Source organism: Pseudomonas sp. MPB23, assembly GCF_046605395.1.
Taxonomy (GTDB): Bacteria; Pseudomonadota; Gammaproteobacteria; order Pseudomonadales; family Pseudomonadaceae; genus Aquipseudomonas.
Genome location: NZ_CP176771.1, coordinates 4121024 through 4139656, shown reverse-complemented (window position 1 = coordinate 4139656; position 18633 = coordinate 4121024). Strand labels below are relative to the sequence as shown.

At 63.2% G+C, this 18633-nt stretch carries 16 protein-coding genes; 4 read left to right on the top strand and 12 right to left on the bottom strand.

Annotated elements, in window-relative coordinates:
- Window positions 1-21: 21 nt before the first annotated feature.
- The 3 genes from ACLH0J_RS18705 to groL all read right to left on the bottom strand — a co-directional run bounded on the left by ACLH0J_RS18705 (window position 22) and on the right by groL (window position 2902).
- A complete protein-coding gene (locus ACLH0J_RS18705) occupies window positions 22-573 on the bottom strand; it encodes a Spy/CpxP family protein refolding chaperone (RefSeq protein ID WP_411388509.1) in 552 nt (183 codons plus the stop codon).
- 112 nt (window positions 574-685) lie between these two features.
- On the bottom strand, window positions 686-1246 hold the full coding sequence (locus tag ACLH0J_RS18700) for a nitroreductase family protein (protein ID WP_411388508.1): 561 nt from the start codon (window positions 1244-1246) through the stop codon (window positions 686-688).
- A 36-nt stretch (window positions 1247-1282) separates the two neighbouring features.
- Window positions 1283-2902, bottom strand: coding sequence for a chaperonin GroEL (gene groL, locus ACLH0J_RS18695; RefSeq protein ID WP_411388507.1), 1620 nt, complete (start codon window positions 2900-2902; stop codon window positions 1283-1285).
- A gap of 222 nt (window positions 2903-3124) precedes the next feature.
- On the opposite strand from groL, the gene ACLH0J_RS18690 reads away from it, so the two are divergent.
- The gene (locus ACLH0J_RS18690) at window positions 3125-3622 is read left to right on the top strand and encodes a BCAM0308 family protein (protein WP_411388506.1); all 498 of its coding nucleotides are present in this window, start codon (window positions 3125-3127) and stop codon (window positions 3620-3622) included.
- A gap of 19 nt (window positions 3623-3641) precedes the next feature.
- Here ACLH0J_RS18690 and mgtA read toward each other — a convergent pair whose 3' ends face one another.
- Window positions 3642-7232, bottom strand: coding sequence for a magnesium-translocating P-type ATPase (gene mgtA / locus ACLH0J_RS18685; protein ID WP_411388505.1), 3591 nt, complete (start codon window positions 7230-7232; stop codon window positions 3642-3644).
- Window positions 7233-7391: 159 nt separating this feature from the next.
- Here mgtA and ACLH0J_RS18680 point away from each other — a divergent pair, with 159 nt between their 5' ends.
- Window positions 7392-7955, top strand: coding sequence for a GNAT family N-acetyltransferase (locus ACLH0J_RS18680; RefSeq protein WP_411388504.1), 564 nt, complete (start codon window positions 7392-7394; stop codon window positions 7953-7955).
- Window positions 7956-7972: 17 nt separating this feature from the next.
- Here the strand turns inward: ACLH0J_RS18680 and ACLH0J_RS18675 are convergent, their stop codons facing one another.
- The 6 genes from ACLH0J_RS18675 to ACLH0J_RS18650 form a co-directional block, all read right to left on the bottom strand.
- Window positions 7973-9661, bottom strand: a complete 1689-nt coding sequence (locus ACLH0J_RS18675) for an HAD-IIB family hydrolase (RefSeq protein ID WP_411388503.1) — start codon at window positions 9659-9661, stop codon at window positions 7973-7975.
- Window positions 9649-10338 carry a dienelactone hydrolase family protein gene (locus ACLH0J_RS18670; protein WP_411388502.1) on the bottom strand — a complete coding sequence of 230 codons (690 nt, stop codon included), beginning with the start codon at window positions 10336-10338 and terminating at the stop codon, window positions 9649-9651. Before ACLH0J_RS18670 ends, ACLH0J_RS18675 begins: the two co-directional genes overlap by 13 nt.
- Before the next feature lie 246 nt (window positions 10339-10584).
- On the bottom strand, window positions 10585-11664 hold the full coding sequence (locus tag ACLH0J_RS18665; protein ID WP_411388501.1) for an NAD(P)H-hydrate epimerase: 1080 nt from the start codon (window positions 11662-11664) through the stop codon (window positions 10585-10587).
- A gap of 80 nt (window positions 11665-11744) precedes the next feature.
- Window positions 11745-13172, bottom strand: a complete 1428-nt coding sequence (locus tag ACLH0J_RS18660; RefSeq protein ID WP_411392859.1) for an NAD(P)(+) transhydrogenase (Re/Si-specific) subunit beta — start codon at window positions 13170-13172, stop codon at window positions 11745-11747.
- Window positions 13173-13190: 18 nt separating this feature from the next.
- A complete protein-coding gene (locus tag ACLH0J_RS18655) occupies window positions 13191-13532 on the bottom strand; it encodes an NAD(P) transhydrogenase subunit alpha (protein ID WP_411388500.1) in 342 nt (113 codons plus the stop codon).
- Window positions 13529-14644, bottom strand: coding sequence for an NAD(P) transhydrogenase subunit alpha (locus ACLH0J_RS18650; protein WP_411388499.1), 1116 nt, complete (start codon window positions 14642-14644; stop codon window positions 13529-13531). Before ACLH0J_RS18650 ends, ACLH0J_RS18655 begins: the two co-directional genes overlap by 4 nt.
- Window positions 14645-15082: 438 nt before the next feature.
- Here ACLH0J_RS18650 and ACLH0J_RS18645 point away from each other — a divergent pair, with 438 nt between their 5' ends.
- The gene (locus ACLH0J_RS18645) at window positions 15083-15970 is read left to right on the top strand and encodes a response regulator transcription factor (protein WP_411388498.1); all 888 of its coding nucleotides are present in this window, start codon (window positions 15083-15085) and stop codon (window positions 15968-15970) included.
- On the opposite strand, the gene ACLH0J_RS18640 is transcribed toward ACLH0J_RS18645, so the two are convergent.
- Window positions 15942-16622, bottom strand: a complete 681-nt coding sequence (locus tag ACLH0J_RS18640) for a BON domain-containing protein (RefSeq protein ID WP_411388497.1) — start codon at window positions 16620-16622, stop codon at window positions 15942-15944. The two genes, ACLH0J_RS18645 and ACLH0J_RS18640, sit on opposite strands and share 29 nt — an antisense overlap.
- A gap of 115 nt (window positions 16623-16737) precedes the next feature.
- Window positions 16738-17658, bottom strand: a complete 921-nt coding sequence (locus tag ACLH0J_RS18635; protein WP_411388496.1) for a universal stress protein — start codon at window positions 17656-17658, stop codon at window positions 16738-16740.
- Window positions 17659-17951: 293 nt separating this feature from the next.
- On the opposite strand from ACLH0J_RS18635, the gene ACLH0J_RS18630 reads away from it, so the two are divergent.
- Window positions 17952-18599, top strand: coding sequence for a BON domain-containing protein (locus ACLH0J_RS18630; RefSeq protein ID WP_411388495.1), 648 nt, complete (start codon window positions 17952-17954; stop codon window positions 18597-18599).
- The last annotated feature ends 34 nt before the right edge of the window (window positions 18600-18633 follow it).

Here is an 18633-nt window from a genome sequence, read left to right as displayed (position 1 = left end):
CCATGGAACCGCAAAGACGGTTTACGGCTGGCTTGGCCCGGACATGTGCATCGGCATCTGCCAGCCTTCATGGCCGGCGAACCGGTGATGCATCACGGTCCAGAACAGGTCGAAGATGGTTTTCTGTTGAGGGTCCAGGGCGTCGTAGAAGGTTTGCGTGCGCGCCTGGGCCGCGTCCAGGCGCACCAGTTGCGCCTGTATCCAGTTGGCCTGCGTACGCAGGCGCGCTATGCCTTTGGCCATTCGCTCGGGCGTGGTTTCATCCTTCAGGACTTTTTCGGCGGGCTCGCGTTCACTGTCGGCGGCGTTGCTCTTTTCCTGCTGATTGGCATCGGCGATAACCCCCTTGGCCCAGGTCTCCCAGGCGGGCAGTTGCTCCGGCTTGAGATTGAGCTTGCCCTTGAGGTCGTCCAGGGTCTGTTGGGTGTGTTTGATCCAGTCGAAATCCGCCGCGTGATGGAACATGCCGCCTGGCGTCGACATCATGGTGCCGGCGAATGCACCGCTGGCCGGTAGCAGCAAAACGCTGGCGGCGACCCACAAGCATCGGCCAATCAAACGGTGTCTGTTCATGTGAGTTCATCTCAACGCAGGGGGAGTCAGGTCGAGCATAGGAGTCACCACAGCGGGGTCTCTGATCCACGTCAAAAAACCCACACACAAGCACCGCATACCGCTCGTGGGGTCAGCCTATCCAATGAATCTCGGGGGCCTTGTGCGCGACGGGCACCGCCGTCGACAGTGGATGCCCGACGATAATCGGCGCCACCGGCATCCACTCGGCGGGCAGGCCGAGCATATGCTTGCCTTCCGGCGTATTGAGAAAGCCCTGGGCGAAGCCGATCCAGCAGGTGCCCAACCCTTCGGCGTACGCTGCCAGCATCAGGTTCTGGGCCGCCAGGGCGCAGTCTGCGACCATCCACTGACTGGACTCATTCCCCGAGATCAGCACCAGCACCGGAGCGTGGTAGAAGAGCTGAAAACTGTCTTCGCTGAGCAGCGACTGGAAGTGGCTGGAGTGCGAGCCCACGGGCGTGGTGGCGAGCATGCAGGCCTTGGCCTCGCGGGAGATCCGCTCCAGCAGCGCCTGGTCACGGATCACGGTGAACGTCCATGGTTGCTGGTTCATGGCGCTCGGCGCCTGCGTGGCGGCGTCGATCAAACGCAAAATCACTTTTTCATCGACGGGTTCGGCCGTGTAGTCACGGGTCGAGCGCCGACCGGAAATGGCTTTGTTCAGGTTCATGGTTGCATGCCTTGATGGAGAGGATTCTTCACCCCGTCAGCCCTCGGGAAACGGTGATGGGGCCGGCGCTGGCGGTTCTGGAATATCGGTGATGCTCGCTTCGGTGAGGAGCAGGATGCTGGCAACGGAAACAGCATTCTCAAGGGCGATCCGCACGACTTTGGTGGGGTCGATGATGCCGGCTTCGTACAGGTCGACATAGGTATTGGTGGAGGCATCGAAGCCTGTGTTTCCAGGCTCGGCGAGCATGCGTGCAACGACGACGCCGGCGTCCACCGCCGAGTTTTCCGCGATGAGTCGGGTCGGGGCTTCCAGGGCGCGACGCAGTATCTGCAGACCGGTGCGCACATCGCCCTCCTGGCGGGCTTCCTCGGCGACAATCGCCGGCACCGCCTTGAGCAGCGCCAGCCCGCCGCCGGGCACGGTCCCTTCGGTTATCGCCGCACGGGTCGCGGCGATGGCGTCATCCAACGCATCCTTGCGCGCCTTCATTTCCGCTTCGGACGGCGCGCCCACGCGAATCACGGCGACGCCACCGGACAGCCTGGCCAGGCGTTCCTGAAGCTTTTCGCGGTCGTAATCGCTGGTGGTGGTCGCCATTTGCGCGCGGATCTGTTGCAGGCGCGCGTCGATGGCTTCGCGGGTACCGGCGCCGCCGATCAGCGCGGTGCTGTCCTTTTGCACCACGACCCGATGCGCCCGCCCCAGTTGCTTGAGTTCCACCTGTTCGAGGGCGATGCCCAGTTCGTTGGAAATCACCGTGCCACCGGTCAGCACGGCCATGTCCTGCAGCATGTCCTTGCACCGATCACCAAAGCCGGGGGCCTTGATCGCCACCGCTTTAAGCACGCCCCGTATGTGGTTGACGACCAGGGTGCTCAGGGCTTCGCCTTCGATGTCATCGGCGATCAGCACCAGGGGCTGTCCGCTTTTGGCGACCAGCTCCAGCAACGGCAGCAGGTCTTTGAGGATGCCGATCTTATGGTCGCAGAGCAGCAGCCAGGCATCCTCGAACTCGACCTGCATCTTCTCGGCATCGGTGACGAAATACGGCGAGACATAGCCGCGGTCGAAGCGCATCCCCTCCATGACCTCCACCACCGTTTCGGTGGTCTTGGACTCTTCGACGCTGACCACGCCCTCAACACCGACCTTCTCCAGGGCGTCTGCCACCAGTTGGCCGATGACGCTGTCGTTATGCGCCGACAGCGTCGCGACCTGGGCCTTTTCCCTCGGTGTACTGACGGGCCGCGATTGCGCCGCCAGCGACTCGATCACCAAGGCCAGGCCACGGTCCAGGCCACGCTTGAGATCGATCGCGCTGGCCCCCGCCACCACATTGCGGATGCCATCGGCCAGGATCGCGTGGGCCAGCACCGTTGAGGTACTGGTGCCGTCGCCGACCGCCTCGCCGGTGCGCTCGGCGGCCTGGCGCAGCATTTGCGCGCCGAGGTTTTCCTCGGGGTCGAGCAGGTCGATGCGTTTGGCAATGGTCACGCCGTCGTTGCAGACGGTCGGGTTGCCCCACGTGTTCTGAATCAGCACCGATTTGGATTTGGGCCCCAGCGTGACGCGCACCGCATCCGCCAATTGGGTCGCGCCGCTGAGGATCTTTTCGCGAGCCGCCGCACGAAACACGATTTTGCTGTGAGCCATCGGGGTGCTCTCCTGTCAGGTCTGCCATGCATCAGGCTTGCAGCTTCTACGATGTGGCCGCGCCAGCCTTGACTTTTATCAACAAAATCCCAGGCACGCAGACGCCCGTCACCGACTGTCGCCTGGCGGCCGGGAGTTGACAAAAATCAACGCGCCCGGCCGAAAACAGCGCCCCAATCAACGGGTGAAATCCCGCAGCCCGGAGCCCCCAGGAGAACGACCATGGACAAATATCAACACAGCCAGAAAAACCAACTGTTCAAGCAGGCCCCCCACGATCCCTATTGCTTGCCGAAGGTGGAAGGTGCGGCTATCTGCCCACAGTGCGATGCGGTGTATCAGGCAGGCAACTGGACGTGGAACCACCCCGAAAACACGCTGGTCCCCGACGCGCAGAGCGTGACCTGCCCCGCCTGCCGGCGCATTGCCGACAACGCCGCAGCCGGCACGCTGACCCTGTCGGGCAGTTTCTGGCCGCAGCACCGCGATGAAATCGTGCACCTGTTCGAACACACCGAAAAACGCGAAAAGGCCGAGCACGCGCTGGAGCGCATCATTCACCTGACCGACACGGTGGACGAGCTGACGGTGACCACCACCGGGGTGCATCTCGCCAACTGCCTGGGGCATGCGCTCGAAGCCGCCTACAAAGGCCAGGCGCAGTACCACTACGACGATAACCAATGCAGCGTGACCATCCGTTGGACACGCGAGCGATAGCCTCCCGGCGCTCGGTTCATCACACCGCGCCGGGCGCAGGACTTGCGCGGCGCAAGCGCTGGCGGCGGTAAAAAACCCGCTTCACCCCTTCCGCCGCTGCCATGTAGACCAGGCTGATAGCCAGCACCGTCAACAGGATCGGCAAGGGCAACGGCACCAGGCCGAACCAGGCCGCCAGCGGGCTGTAAGGCAACGCGACGGCCAGCACGCCGATGAGCGACGCGCTGACCAGCAGCAGTGTCGCTGAACGGCTTCGGTAGAACGGTCGGTAAGTGCGCACGATGAAGATGGTCAGCAGTTGGGTCAGCAGCGACTCCACGAACCAGCCGCTGCGGAACAGTTCGGGACCCTTTTCCGCCAGCAGGTACAGGGCCCCGAAGGTGAGGATATCGAACAGCGAACTGACCAGCCCGAACACCACCATGAAGTTGCGGATTTCGCTGATGTTCCAGCGATGCGGGGTGTTTTCCCATTCGCGGTCGACGTTGTCATTGGAAATCCCCATGGAGGGGATATCGGACAGGAAGTTGTTGAGCAGGATCTGCTTGGCCAGCATCGGCAGGAACGGCAGCACCAGGGACGCCAGGGCCATGCTGATCATGTTGCCGAAATTGGCGCTGGAGACGATCGAGATGTACTTCAAGGTATTGGCAAAGGTATGCCGGCCCTCTTCGATGCCTTCGCGCAGCACGTTCAGGTCGTGTTCCAGCAACACGAAGTCGGCGGCCTGCTTGGCCACGTCGGCGGCGTTATCCACGGAAATGCCGATATCGGCCACTTGCAGCGCCGGCGCATCGTTGATGCCGTCGCCCATGTACCCGACGACATGCCCGGTCTTTTGCAGGGCGCGGATGATGCGCTCTTTCTGGTTGGGGTCGACCTCGGCAAACAGCGTCGTCAGCGGCGCCAGGTGCATCAAGGCTTCGTCTTTCATCGCGGCCAGTTCGGCACCGGTGATGATGCGCTCGACGGGCAGGCCCACGGCCTCGCCGACATGGCGCGCGACCAGGTGGCTGTCGCCACTGATGATTTTTACCTGCACGCCGAGCCGCGCGAGGCTGGCCAGGGTGTCCTTGACCCCAGGCTCGGGCGGGTCGAAGAACAACAGAAAGCCGCGAAAGGTCATGCCCTGTTCTTCGTCGCGGCCATAGTGCGGCTGGTCCGGCAATATTCGCGTGGCCAGGCCGAGCACGCGAAAGCCCTGCTCGCTCCAGTCGGCGAAACGCTGCCGGATCGCCGCCTGTTCCTTTGCGTCCAGCGCCAATGACTGTTCGCCGCGGCGCACCCGGGTGCAGACCTCCAGCACGTTATCCAGCGCACCCTTGGTCACCATCAGCCGGTTGGCCTCGGGCGCATTGGCCAGCACCACGCTCAGGCGCTTGCGCACGAAGTCGTAGGGCACCTCATCGAATTTGGTCACGTCGGGGCATGGCGCCAGGTCTTTGCCGGCCACGCTGATGGCGTCGTCCATCGCATTGCGCATGCCAGTCTGCAAACTCGCGTTGAACACCGCCAACTGCAAAATAGCCGGATCGACCTGGCCGTCGGTATCCATGGCGCCGTCCAGAATCACCACGCCACGGGTCAACGTGCCGGTCTTGTCGGTGCACAGGATGTCCATGGCGCCGAGGTTTTCGATGGCATTGAGGTGCCGCACGATCACGCCTTTGGCCGCCATGCGTTGGGCGCCTTTGGACAGGGTGATGCTCAGGATCGCCGGTAACAGCTCCGGCGACAGGCCGATGGACAATGCGATGGCAAACAACAGGGTGTCGAGGGCTGGGCGGTGCAGCAAAATATTGATGCCGAACACCACGATGGTGATCACCAGCATCACCCGCAACAGCAAACCGCCGAAGCGCCGCAGGCCACGCTCGAACTCGGTTTCGGGCGGTCGCAGCGCCAGGGTCTTGGCGATCTGCCCGATTTCGCTCTCCTGGGCATAGCGTGTGACCAGCACTTCGGCGGTGCCGCTGCGCACCGAGGTGCCCATAAACACGCAGTTGTGACGTTGCCCCAGGGTGGCATCGGCAGCGCACTCGCCCGGTGACTTTTCCACCGGGAAGGTTTCGCCCGTGAGCAGGCTCTCGCCGATAAAACAGTCGAGCGCCTGCAGGATGCGGCCATCTGCAGCGATCAGGCTGCCGGCGCTGAGCAGCAGGATATCCCCCGGCACCACGTCGCTGGCGGCAACGTCTACGGGCTTGCCGTCGCGACGCACGGTGGCGCGCAGCGCGATCTTGCGCCGCAGTTGCTCCACGGCATGACTGGCGCGGCTTTCATACCAGGCGCTGAGTACCGCGCTGATCAGCACGATGCAGCCGACAATCGCCGCATCCAGCCAGTCGCCCACGGCCACGGCCACCAGTGCGCCGACGATCAGAATCAGCACCAGCGGCGTGCGCATTTGCTCCAGCACCAACCTGGCCAACCCCCGTGGCCGGTCCTTGGCCTGGGCCGGCGCGGCGCGCATTCGCACGCCAGCCTGGGCCTGGCTCAAGCCGTGCGGCGAGCTGTGCACGCTGCTGAACACCTGGCTCACCGGCGGGCTCCAGTAATCGGCGTTGACCAGCCGCGCGGGATGCTTGGCGCTGGATTGCCATTCCCGATGGGCCAGCCACAGGCCGGGCAGCATCGGTATCCAGAACGTCAGGCCACGAAACAACAAGGTGGCGGACAGCGCCACGGCAATGTTCACCCCCACCCAATGCAGGGTCACCACCGCCGCCGCCTCGAAGGCGCCCAGGCCGCCCGGCACAATGCCGATGCTGCGCAGCACACTGGCCAGCATAAACCCGGCGAACAGCCCCAACGGCGGCGCCGAGACGCCCAGCGCGCGCACCAGCACCCATAACGTGGCACTGTCGAGCAGGATGATCGCCAGCTCCAGCAAGGTAATCCGCCATAACAGGCCGCGACTGCGGACCAGTTGGCTGTCCGCGCCCGTCAGCAATGAAACGGTTCTGGCGACAATCGCAAAACGCTGCCCCGGTATATGCACCGCCAGGTGCGAATTGCCCGCAAGCCGTGGCGTGACGACGGCCAGGATCAGGCTGACCGCCACGAACACCAGGCACGCGGTCACCACCACGGGCGTCGCATGCCCCTGGACGATCACCACCGCCAACGCCACGCCGACCGACAGCGCATACGCCAGGAAGTACCCGGACAAATCCAGCACCAGGCTTGCCAGCACCAGCGGTTTGGCGAACCCCAGGCGCACGAACGAGGCCACCACCGCAAAGGCCCCGCTGATCCCGGAGGATGGCAGGGCCTGATCGACAAACAGCTTCATCACGCTGAGCTTGCCCGCTTCCCAGAGTGACAGTGGTTGCGCCCCGGCCTTGAGCACGACGCGAAACACCTGGCCCTGGGCCGTATAGGTCAGGGCTTGCAAGGCCAGGGCGCCCACCAGCCACAGGGGCTCGGCCTCGGTGAGCAAACGGGTGAAGGATTCGACGTCGGTGAACTGCAGCGCCACGCCGACCACCGTGGCGAACATCGCCGCGCCCAGCAGCCAGGTCAGCCACAGCGCCGGGCGATTGTAGTGTTGCCCTTCTTCAAGCACCGGCGCGGGGAGGACAGCTGGAATGGGCGGTTCAACAGACATGCCGTGTCCCTGAGCGATTGAGCAAAGCTCGATTCTGAGCCGCTCGGTCTGTGTGCTGTTTGACTTTAATCAATAAGCCCGACCCGCCCAGCCCGCAGTGTGATCGAGTTGGTCGTTCGCCCCTCTGATCTGAACGCCTGCCCCGCGCTGGAGAGACCCATGTTCGCTAATCCACACACCGCCGCCCTGATCGCCGAAATGGATAAGACAGCGCCTTCGGAGCATTGGCTGGACACCCTGCACGACGGCACCCACGTGCTGATTCGTCCGCTGTCGATGGAAGACCGCCTGCGCCTGCTGGTGTTTTTCCAGCGTTTGTCGCCGCTGTCATTGCGATTCCGCTTTTTGGGCGCGGTCAGTCATGTCGACGAGCGCATCATCGATTCGCTGCTGAGCGTCTCCGAGGATGTCAGCCGAGGCTACCTGGCGCTGATACACAACGACGGTGAATTGCAGGTCATCGGCGTCAGTCGCTATACGCGGCTCGAAGAAAATCGCGGCGAGTGCGCGGTGGCCGTTGCCGAAGCGTGGCAGCGCAAGGGCCTGGGACGGTTATTGCTGGGGCATCTGATCGTTGCCGCCAGGCGCGAGGGCTTGCACACCCTGTGCTCGACCAACCTGTCGACCGATTACCCGATCCATGGGCTGTACAAGCAACAGGGCTTCACCTCGGTGTACCTGGGGCGCGATTTCGACCGCCTGGTCCATGAACTGCAACTCTGAACGAAGGCACGCGCATATCACAGGTCGTCCAGGTGGTAGCGCGCTTGCACAAGGTCAGTGATCTGCGCCAGCGCCACCTGGCGCGACACCGATTCGTCTGACTCGATCAGCCGGGTTTTGTTGGCCAGCACGTCGTCGCGTATCACCTCGCGGAACCAGTTGGAAAAATCCCGGGCGTCGCTATGTTCACGAAACCCGTGGTCGTCCAGGCGCGCCAGCGCGGACAGGAACTCGCTCAGGTTTGAGGCACTCTGGCCCAGCGCGGGAAAGTAGAACGCGTGCCAGGCCCCCACATCCCCCACGGCATATTTGCCGCTGTGGCGGTGATGGGCCTGATCGGGCCGTTGTTGCTCCAGCAGGACCACCCGCTCAGCGTCGTGCAGGTCCCACAGACACACCTGGTCCAGCCCTGGCGAGCTGGCCGGAAAGATCGGCACCCGGCGTTGCGTGCGCGTGGCGAACCGGTTGACCAACTCCCTGGCCGTGCTGCCCAGCGTCACCAGTACGTCGACGCCCTCAAGCAACGCGGGGCAGACCTCATCGAAATCCAGGGCGACGATGACCGCCCCCATGTTGGCGAGAAACCCCTGCGGCCACACCGCGCAGTGCGGCAGCATGTAGTGGGCCTCGTCGACGATCAGCCAGGCCGGTCGGCCGGTGGTGCTGCGCAGGCGTTGGATGAACGGCAGCAGTTCGCCGAACAGTTGCACCCGTTGCGTTGCGTCCAGAGCCAGGGTGCTCACCACGACGTTAAGCCGTGCCTGCAATAAATGATGCAGCGACTCTTCGGTGGTCGGCGGAACCGTCAGGCCGCCGACCGTGACCGCGCCCGCCAGCGACAGATAGTCGCCTTCGGGGTCGATGACGCAGAAACCCTGATGGGCGTGGATCATGCGTTCCGTCAGCCAGGTCACGTAGTTCGATTTGCCGGAGCCTGAGTTGCCGAGCACCAGCAGCACCGATTCGGCCGCCAACCATATCGGCCGCGCGTCGTCGGTCTGGCCCAGTGGCAGGCCGATGCGCTCGACGGGCACCAGCGCGGCGTCCTTTTGCAGCAGCAGGTCGATCAGTTCGCAGACACCGCGGCCGTGGTCCTGAGTGAGACAGATGTCCGCACGGGCTTTGATCGACGCGATGGCATTGCTCACCGCCGCCGCGCAGCCACAACTGGCCAGAAACGCGTGATCGTTTTCGGCATCGCCCACCCCGACCACGTTCAACTCGCAGATCCCCAGCCTCAACAACGCGGCACTCAGGCCCGAAGCCTTGTTCACCGACGGCGGCAAGACCATGATCGCGTCTTTGTTGAAGGTGATATGCAGTTCCAGGCCCAGTTCGCGGATGCTGCTGATCACCGCGTCCTCGAACGGATGCCAAGTGGCGATGACAGACCTGCCGACCGACAACGGCGACACGCCCTTGTCGCGCAGGCGCCCCACCAGCTCGGTCGACGCAGGGTCGGCGATGAGTTCCTCGGTGTCCGTGGCCGGGTCGTACAACAGCGCGCCGTTTTCCGCGACGACCAGGTCAAACAGGTCCAACCGGGAAAACTGGTGCTTGAGCGCCTGCAACTCGCGACCGGTAATCAGCAGCAACTTGCGACCGCTGTTTTTCAGGGTGAGCAACGCTTCACAGACTTCGCCCGGAACATTGCCGTGTTCGGCGATGGTGCCGTCGAAGTCCACTGCCAAGGCTAAGAAGTGCATGTGTGCTCCCTGTGCAAGTGCTGCTCGAACCAGTTACCGGTGAGCCGCGCAACGTCTGCCAGGGCGCCGGGTTCTTTGAACAGATGGGTCGCGCCCTTGATCACCTCCAGGCGGTGCTCGCAGTGCAATGTCTGACCGGTCTGCGCATTCAGGCGCAGGATCATCGGGTCCTCGGCGCCCACCACTTGCAAGGTCGGCGCGCTGACCAGGGGCAATGCCTGGGCCGCCAGATCGGTGCGCCCGCCGCGACTGACGACGGCCTGCACAGCGGGCGAGCGGGCAGCGGCCACCAGCACGGCGGCGGCGCCGGTACTGGCGCCGAACAGGCCCATGCCGAGCTTGCGTAATTGCGCGTCGCGGGACGTCGCGTCGATGACCTGGGTCAGTCGATCAGCGAGCAACGGGATATCGAAACGCAGCACACCGGTCAGGTTGTCCCAGCGTTGCTCTGTGCGCGTCAGCAGGTCCACCACCAGGGTGCCCATCCCATGGCGCGCCAGGTACTCGGCGATGTAGTGGTTGCGCGGGTTCGCACGGCCTCCGCCACTGCTGTGAACCAGGATGACCAAGCAGTCAGTCCCCACTGGCAAGCGCAAATCGCCCGCCAGTTCAAAGCCGGAAAAGTTGAACTTTCTGTATTGCAGCTCGGAACCTGAAACGCCAAAAGGAGAAGCCATTAGTTGAATACCTTCGTGTGTAACCTTCTCGGGATGCAAGGTACTGGTGCAGTGGCTTCATCTTCTTTTTTGATCTTTCATCAGGTCGTTTGATCGAGCATGCATACCTGTCACGTTAAAACCGAAAAAACCCGGCGTCGTCCGTCGAGTACAAGACACTGACCTGAAGCCTCTGCGGGCTAAACTGCCTTTTTCCGGCGGTCGGCACTTGATAAAAATCAAACCCACGCCGATCCGGCGCGCAAATCAGGCGTACAGCCGTGGCAGCAGTTGCGCCACATCCTCTGAGCGCAACCCCGGGCCACTCTCGACAACGGCGGCGTCGTGCAGCCATACGCCCGCCGCCGCCGCCGAAAACGCCGGCATGCCCTGGGCCAGCAAGCGCTGGATAATTGCATTCAACACATCATCGGTGTCGGTGGTCGACGGCCCAGGGGTGTGGAGGATGGCCCGGCCATCGGGCGCGGCGATGAGTGTGTCGCGGCCTTGAACCACCATCACCGTCGAACGGTCGCGGGCAGCGGCTCGCGTGCGGCTCAGCGTGTCGCCCGTATACGCCACTGGCGCCTCGTGAACGATTAGCACGCCAGGGCCCTGCAATGCACGCTCCTGCGCATCGGCGCGCGGCAAATCGGCCCGCCACAACGCAGGATGATTCTCGAAGGCCAAGGGTTCGAGGGTGTCGAACACCGTGTCGGGGGTGCCGATGTCAGCCACGATGACCTCGCCGCACAGCCCTCGGCCCGGGGACAGCAAATGCCCCGGTTTTTTTCGCAAAAACGTCACCGTCACTGCCGCCGCCACGGCCCCCAGGGCTTCGCCGGTATCGCCCATTACGCCGCTGGGCGTGTCGATCGCGATAATCGGCGCCTGGCCACGGCCGGCGGCGGCCAGGGTGTCGAGCACCACGCCCTCCAGCGCTCGGCTGAGACCGGCGCCGAACAGCGCATCGACGATCAACTGCGCGCCGTCCAGCACTGCGGGGCTCAGGGCTTGGACCTTGCCCTGCCAACGCTGCGCATGGCGCCCCGCTTCACCTTTGAGGGCGTTGGGATCGCCCCACATGGCCAGCCTCACCGGCCAGCCCGCCTCGGCCAACCGATGGGCGGTGACAAACCCGTCGCCGCCGTTGTTGCCCGGTCCGCACAGCACCACCAGCGGTCGGGGTGTCCAGCGCCGCTCGATTTCACGGGCCACCGCCGCACCGGCGTTGCTCATCAACGCGAACGACGATACACCGGCAACCACCGACAACCGGTCGGCCTCCGCCATCTCGCGCACCGTCAACACGGCGTTCTGCCGCCAGCCTGCCTCAACCTTAGCCATGGGGTTCACGTCCTCAATCGACATTCAAATCAATCACTACCGGCGAGGGTACATCGCCGTGCCCAGGCCTGGATAAAGGGTTAACCCAGACCTCTGACCGCCTCGATCATTTTGACCAGGACCGCCTGGGCATCGCCGTACACCATGTTGCAGTTCTCGGCGTAAAACAGCTGATTCTGGATCCCGGCATAGCCCTTGCCTTCGCCCCGCTTGACCACGTACACATGGTGCGCCTTGTCCACATCCAGGATCGGCATGCCGTAGATCGGCGAGGCTTTGTCGTTGCGCGCCGCCGGGTTGACCACATCGTTGGCACCGATCACCAGCACCACATCGGTGTCGGGGAAGTCGGTATTGATGTCGTCCAGTTGGAAAATCAGGTCGTAGGGCACCCCCGCCTCGGCCAGTAACACGTCCATTTGCCCCGGCATGCGCCCCGCCACCGGGTGCACTGCGAAGCGCACCAGCACACCGTGGGCCTGCAACAACTTGACGAATTCATACAGCTTTTGCTGGCCCTGCGCGACCGCCAGGCCGTAGCCCGGCACGATGATGACTTTATTCGCATAACGCATGGCCACGCCCGCATCACTCGCAGCCATCGGCTTGAGCTCGCCCACGATCGCCGCACCTTTGCGGGTGGGCTGATCGCCGAACCGCGCAAACAGCACATGGGCCACCGAGCGATTCATGGCTTTGGCCATCAGCAAGGTGAGCAACACGCCCGCCGCGCCCACCAGCATCCCGGCAATCATCATCGCCGGGACCTGCAACACAAAGCCTTCAAGGCCCACCGCCAGGCCGGTAAAGGCGTTGTAGATGGAGATCACCACGGGCATGTCGGCGCCACCGATGGGCAACGTCATCAGCACGCCGAACAGCAATGCACAGCCGAAGAACAGCGCGATCAACCACAGCAACGGGCCCGATGCACCCTCGGCGGCCTGCAGGGCGACCGTCAGCCAGGCTCCGGCGCCGAGCGTGACCAGCATCAGCAGTGCGTTGATCAGTTGCAGGCCCTTCAGGCGCAAGGGTTTGTCGAGGCGCCCGTCCAACTTGGCCCAGGCGATCAAGGAGCCCGATAACGACACCGCGCCGATCAACGCGCCGAGTAGCGTCCCGACCAATGCCGGCAGGTCGACAATCCGCCCGCCGAACAGCTCCATGGCGGCAATCGCGGCGGCGGCGCCCCCGCCCATGCCGTTATAGAGCGCGACCATCTGCGGCATGGCGGTCATCGCCGCTTTACGCCCACTCCACCAGGCGGCGCCACCGCCCAGCAACAACGCCAGCAGCGCCAGACTGAGATTGACCGGCAAGTGCGGGCGCGCCGTCTCACTCACGGAAAACACATACAGGAAGCTCACCGCCACGGCCCCGGCCATGCCCCATCCCGCGACATGAATGCCCCCGGACGCGGTGACGGGCGACGACATTCGCCACAACCCGTAAATCAGCAAAAAAGCCGCGCATAAATACACCAGCCCTATCAACCCGTGCGACGTCATGATCAGCATGCTCGAACCTCAGGCCTTCTCAGGCTTTCTGGTGGCGGAGTGATGGGCTTTACGCCGTTTGGGTTCCGGTGCGCTGGGCTGGAACATCGCGAGCATCCGACCGGTGACCGCATACCCACCCGCCGCATTCCCCGCCCCCAGCAATACCGCGACAAACCCCGCCACCTGTTCGGGCAACGTGGCCGCATCGAGTAAGCCGATCAGCCCACCGATCACCACGATACCGTGGATGAAATTGGAGCCCGACATCAACGGCGTGTGCAGAATGGCCGGGACCCGGCCGATGATGACCCAGCCGGCAAACGCGGCGAGCATGAAAATATAAAGCCCGAGCAACCCGAGACTGTTCATGAGGCGGTTTCCTGTGAAGACACGAGTTTGCCGGCGTGCGTGAGTGCCGTCTGCGCCAGGATCTGATCGTCCCAATCGATGCTGATCACGTTGTTTTTCAACATCAGCGCCAACAGGTTGAACTGGTTTTTCGCATACAGCAGGCTGGCGTCCTGGCTCAACGATGAGGGCAGGTTCAACGGCGCCATCAGCGTTACCTGGCCGACCATGACGGTCTGGCCGGGCACGCAGCCTTCGCAGTTACCGCCGCCTTCAGCGCCCAGGTCGACAATCACCGCGCCGGGTTTCATCCCGGCAAGCTGTGCGGCACTGACCAGGCGCGGCGACGGTCGTCCCGGCACCGCCGCCGTGGTGATCACCAGATCCGCCTGCTGGAGATGCTCGGTGAGCACCTGTGCGACCTGGTGTTTTTCGGCGTCGGTCAACTCCCGTGCATACCCGCCTTTGCCACGGGCATCGACGCCGACATCGACGAAACTCGCGCCCAGGGACCTGGCCTGCTCGGCGGTTTCCGGGCGCACGTCATACCCCTCGACCACGGCCCCCAGGCGGTGCGCGGTGGCAATGGCCTCGAGTCCCGCCACGCCCAACCCCAGCACCAGGACCCGCGCGGGCCCGACGATGCCCGCAGCGGTGGTGACCTTCGGCAGTATGCGAGACATGTGCACCGAGCCCAATTGCACCGCGTAGTAACCGGACAACGCCGATTGACTGGAGAGCGCATCCATCGACTGCGCCCGCGTGGTGCGCGGCAGGCGCTCCATGGCAAAACAGGTGACCTGGCGCTCCAGCAAACGCTGGACCAGGGCCGGATTCTTCTGCGCATACACAAAACACAGGAGCACCGCGCCGGGTTTCATCTTGCCCACCACCTCCAGGGACGGCGCCTGCACCGCCAGGACCACATCGGCCTCATGCAGCCATGGCCCGCCGCCCGCCACGAACACCGTGTCCGGGTAAGCGGTGTCCGGCAGAAAACTGGCCTCGCCGGCCCCCGATTGCATGTGCAGTCTTGCGCCCAAGGCACACAACTTCGCGCACAGGCTCGGCACCAGTGCCACACGCCGCTCGTGCGGGTGGGTTTCCTTCATTACCGCCACATTGACGTACATCGCGCGCTCCGTTTGAGGTGCCGGCCGCATTGCGCGAGCAACTCGCCGTTGTATGGATTGATCGTCGTATAAGCCATCACGGTTGCCATCCAATGAAAGTGACTCATTCAACGCACAACGGACGTCCCGCATCCGCCATGCCCCTCGAAACCAGCCTTACGTTGGCCTCAATGCACGCGGGTGACCAGCGTCGGAATCTACTCATGCCTCACGCCGGCATCGCGCACCGCAAAAGTGCGAAAAACGGCCATCGAACCCCACAGCCACGGCAATCGAGGCTCCCAGCGGGATCGGCCGGTTCTATCGGCAAAGGGGCCCGTCGAACGGGGCGCCCCGGCGCTCGGTAAATACTTACATAGATCAATGAACCCGCCAGGAAACGGCCTAGGATTGCGTCGCAGGTCCTGGAAAATCGCATTTTTGTCGGGAGGGTGAATCATGCACGTGAACCAATCCACGTCGCACAGCGCTGAGCGGTTGCACAGCATTGATCGAATGCTGCGCCAGACCGCGCAATTGGTCTCGCTCATCGTCGGACAGCTCGAGGTCAACCAACGCCATCCCACCGCCCCTGTGCGCGAAGCGCTTGGGCAACTGGATGACACCGTGGAGAAATTGAACCTGCTGCGCGTTACCCTCGACAGCGCGCTGAGCGCGCAAGCGACAGCACACCACACCGGCCCCCTGCCCGCTTCGCTCGGGTCGGTGGTGCATGTGGTGGACGACGATGCGGTGCTGCGCGGCCACTTGTGCAGCGCATTGGCATGCGAGGGTTATGGGGTACGCGAGTACGCCAGCGGCGAAGGGTTTCTGGAGCGTTATAGAGGTGAACAACCGGGCTGCCTGATCATCGATGCCGGCCCTCCGGGTATCGGTGGGATTGAGCTGGCGCGGCGTCTCAGGGCTCGCGGCGACGAGTTACCGATCATCATGATCAGTGGCAACAGCCGGGTCGCCGAAGTCGTCGCGGCGATGAAGGCCGGTGTGTGCGACGTTATCGAAAAGCCGTTCCGTTATCGCCAGCTATTGACCAGCGTGGCCGCCGCCCTGGCCGGTCAAACCGAAACCGAGGACGGCAAGGCACTGCGCAAGGCCGCCATCGACCATATCAATCACCTGACGGCGCGGCAGCGGCAGATCCTGGCGATGGTCCTGGATGGTCACCCCAGCAAAAACATTGCCGTGGACCTGGGCATCAGCCAGCGCACGGTCGAAAAGCACCGAGCGTCGATCATGAGCAGGACCGAAGCCCGATCGATTCCCGAACTGGCGCGCATCGCCCTGGCCGCCGGCGACGTCAGGCCGAATCACTCGTCGGCTGGCTAGCCGGCGACACCACCAGGTTATCGACCACTTTGAGCACGCCAGCCGTGCCCGATGCCGTCGAGCGCGCCATCTCCCGTTCGGGGAGCGAGCCGACAACGCCGGTTAATGTGACATCCCCGCCTTCCACGCGCACATCGATACCGTGGGCATCGATGATGGCTTTGCGGCGGAATGCGGACTCGATGTCGTTCTTGATCGTTGCCGCTGAGGCATGGGTCTTGACCACGATATCGTTGCTGACCCCCTTGATCCCCTGCAGATAGCGCACGGCGTAGCCGGCGGTCTGGCGTTGATGGTCGGAATCGACCTCGCCGCTGAGCACCAGCCAGCCATCCTTGACGCTGACTTTGACGCGGTGGTCGGCCAATGAGGTATTCCATTGCAATGCCGACACTGCGGCCGCCATGAGGTCGCTGTCGGTACGCACATGACTGGACGGCAGGACCACATCGATGTCATTGATCAGGTCCACCACGCCGGCGACATGGGCCACCGCCTGTTCGGCATGCCAGCGTTCGGCATGACTGGCGACATCGCCGGAGAGCGTCACGACACCATCGCTGGCTTGAACCAGAATCTGATCGGCTTTCAAGGCCAGGTCCCAGTTCAGCTCTTCCATCACCCGCTGCCTAAGCTGTTCATCGGTATTCATACAAGCGCTCCATCAGCGTGCGAAAAGTCTCGATCGGCCAGAGCGTATCTGGTTGTGGCACTCTCCAGCAGGTCGGAAAGTACTTATCTTCAGGCAAACGCCCGGACGGCCTGTTTCACTCAAGCCTGGGTAACGGTTTGACGATCATCAAGCTGCACGAGGTGTGATTCAGCACGCTCTCGGCGGTGCTGCCAATCATCCGGTCGAGCCCGTGGCGATGGGCTGTCCCCAGCACCACCATGTCAAAGCCATTGCGCCCGGCGAACTGGCTGATCACCTTGTGCGGAACACCGGTCAGCACATGCTGGTGGTCCTTCTCGATGTCATAGCGTTCGGCGAGGGCGTCAAATGCTTCTGCCTGTGCGTCGTTGACCGCTTCGCTCAAGCTGCTGTCCAGGCTCTGGGTGGGCACGCTCGTCACGGTATCCCCCATCACCGACCAGTTGCTCACATTCAGCAGGTGCAAGTGCGCATCGCAGGTCCGCGCCAGGGTCGAGGCGAGCTCGAGGATTCGCTCGTTGAGCCCATAGGTCAGTTCTTCAAGATGGGACAGGTCGATGGCCGCCAGCACCTTCAAGGGCTTGGGATGCCGAGCGTCGGTCACCCAGTGCAGGCAGGCCGGACAATCGCGCAGCAGCAGCCAATCCAACGGGCGATGGAAGGTGCGATCAAGCACCGAAATATGCTGCACGTCCTTGACCACCAGGTCGGGCTGGAAATCGTTCACATACGCCAGCACCTGCTCCGGGCTCTGTTTGGCCCACACCACCTCACAGGTGATCTGCAGCCCCGCGCGCCGTTGAAAGCGCGCTTGCTGTTCAAGCCAGTGGCGGTGGATCTGCAGGTAGCCCTCGCGGGCCTGGGCCATCGCGTCATGGTCGAACAGGCCTGCCAACTCCAGGGGCGTCACGTAGTCGAACGCGACAATATGCAGCAACGCTCCAGAGGCCAGAGCCAGCGACTGAGCCCGACCAAAGGCCGGGGTGCGGGTCATCTCGGAAGGTGCAATCAATAAAATCCGCTTGAGTTGGAGCATTACATACCTCGGCCTGGGCTCGCATTGGCGCGTGACTGCAGCCCAACTGTCTGTCGAGCACTATGCCCCCTTCATTCCGATTGATACATCGTCGTTGCAGTATCTGACGCGACCAGGGCCGCGCTCTGATCTTTATCAACTTAAAGCAGGCTTTCATGCAGCGAGCGAATCGACGTCGGATTCACTCGGTCCTTGTTGATGTAGCTCAATGATTTTTCGTGGGTCGGGCGTAGAAACCAGTGACCGGCTATTCGTGGCCCGTCATCCGTAACGTTTCGACAGAGGACACCATCATGAGCAATTTGAGTTTGCGTGACACCATCCTGGATGAACTTGAATTTCAACCCCATATCAACGCGGCCAACATTGGTGTGGCCGTGGAAAACGGCGTGGTCACGCTCACCGGACACGTCGATAGCTACGATCAGAAAATCAGCGCCGAGCGCGCGGTAAAAAGCATCAAAGGCGTGCGCGCGGTGGCCGAGGAGATCCAGGTCCGCCTGCAAAAAGGCGCCGGTACGGCGGACGACACCATCGCCAGCCGTGCCCTGCACATCATCGATTGGAGCGCCGACGTTCCCGACAACGCGGTTAAAGTCATCGTGCAGAAAGGCTGGGTCACCCTCGAAGGCGAAGTGGACTGGCAGTACCAGAAAGAAGCCGTCGAGCGCGCGGTGCGCAAGCTGTCCGGCGTAATCGGCGTGGACAATCGCCTGACCCTCAGCCCGCGAGTGGACATCGTCGATATCCGCAAACGTATCGAAAAAGCGCTCAAGCGCAGTGCCGAAGTGGACGCCAAGGATGTTCACGTGCGGGTCGACGGTAACGTGGTCAGGCTCGACGGCAAGGTTCACCTGTGGCGCGAACGCAACGTCGTCGAACGGGCGGCCTGGTCGGTGCCCGGTGTGATGAAGGTCGAGGACCACTTGCTGCTTGCCTGAGGTGACGAATGCCCCGCAGGGTGTGCCGGTGTCG

Coding starts and splice junctions, on each gene's coding strand:
- groL (WP_411388507.1), bottom strand. CDS start 2,902: ATGGCTCACAGCAAAATCGTGTTTCGTGCGGCGGCTCGCGAAAAGATC.
- ACLH0J_RS18670 (WP_411388502.1), bottom strand. CDS start 10,338: ATGGCTTCTCCTTTTGGCGTTTCAGGTTCCGAGCTGCAATACAGAAAG.
- ACLH0J_RS18700 (WP_411388508.1), bottom strand. CDS start 1,246: ATGAACCTGAACAAAGCCATTTCCGGTCGGCGCTCGACCCGTGACTAC.
- ACLH0J_RS18645 (WP_411388498.1), top strand. CDS start 15,083: ATGCACGTGAACCAATCCACGTCGCACAGCGCTGAGCGGTTGCACAGC.
- ACLH0J_RS18650 (WP_411388499.1), bottom strand. CDS start 14,644: ATGTACGTCAATGTGGCGGTAATGAAGGAAACCCACCCGCACGAGCGG.
- ACLH0J_RS18680 (WP_411388504.1), top strand. CDS start 7,392: ATGTTCGCTAATCCACACACCGCCGCCCTGATCGCCGAAATGGATAAG.
- ACLH0J_RS18640 (WP_411388497.1), bottom strand. CDS start 16,622: ATGAATACCGATGAACAGCTTAGGCAGCGGGTGATGGAAGAGCTGAAC.
- ACLH0J_RS18690 (WP_411388506.1), top strand. CDS start 3,125: ATGGACAAATATCAACACAGCCAGAAAAACCAACTGTTCAAGCAGGCC.
- ACLH0J_RS18630 (WP_411388495.1), top strand. CDS start 17,952: ATGAGCAATTTGAGTTTGCGTGACACCATCCTGGATGAACTTGAATTT.
- ACLH0J_RS18635 (WP_411388496.1), bottom strand. CDS start 17,658: ATGCTCCAACTCAAGCGGATTTTATTGATTGCACCTTCCGAGATGACC.
- ACLH0J_RS18665 (WP_411388501.1), bottom strand. CDS start 11,664: ATGGCTAAGGTTGAGGCAGGCTGGCGGCAGAACGCCGTGTTGACGGTG.
- ACLH0J_RS18655 (WP_411388500.1), bottom strand. CDS start 13,532: ATGAACAGTCTCGGGTTGCTCGGGCTTTATATTTTCATGCTCGCCGCG.
- ACLH0J_RS18660 (WP_411392859.1), bottom strand. CDS start 13,172: ATGACGTCGCACGGGTTGATAGGGCTGGTGTATTTATGCGCGGCTTTT.
- mgtA (WP_411388505.1), bottom strand. CDS start 7,232: ATGTCTGTTGAACCGCCCATTCCAGCTGTCCTCCCCGCGCCGGTGCTT.
- ACLH0J_RS18675 (WP_411388503.1), bottom strand. CDS start 9,661: ATGCACTTCTTAGCCTTGGCAGTGGACTTCGACGGCACCATCGCCGAA.
- ACLH0J_RS18705 (WP_411388509.1), bottom strand. CDS start 573: ATGAACAGACACCGTTTGATTGGCCGATGCTTGTGGGTCGCCGCCAGC.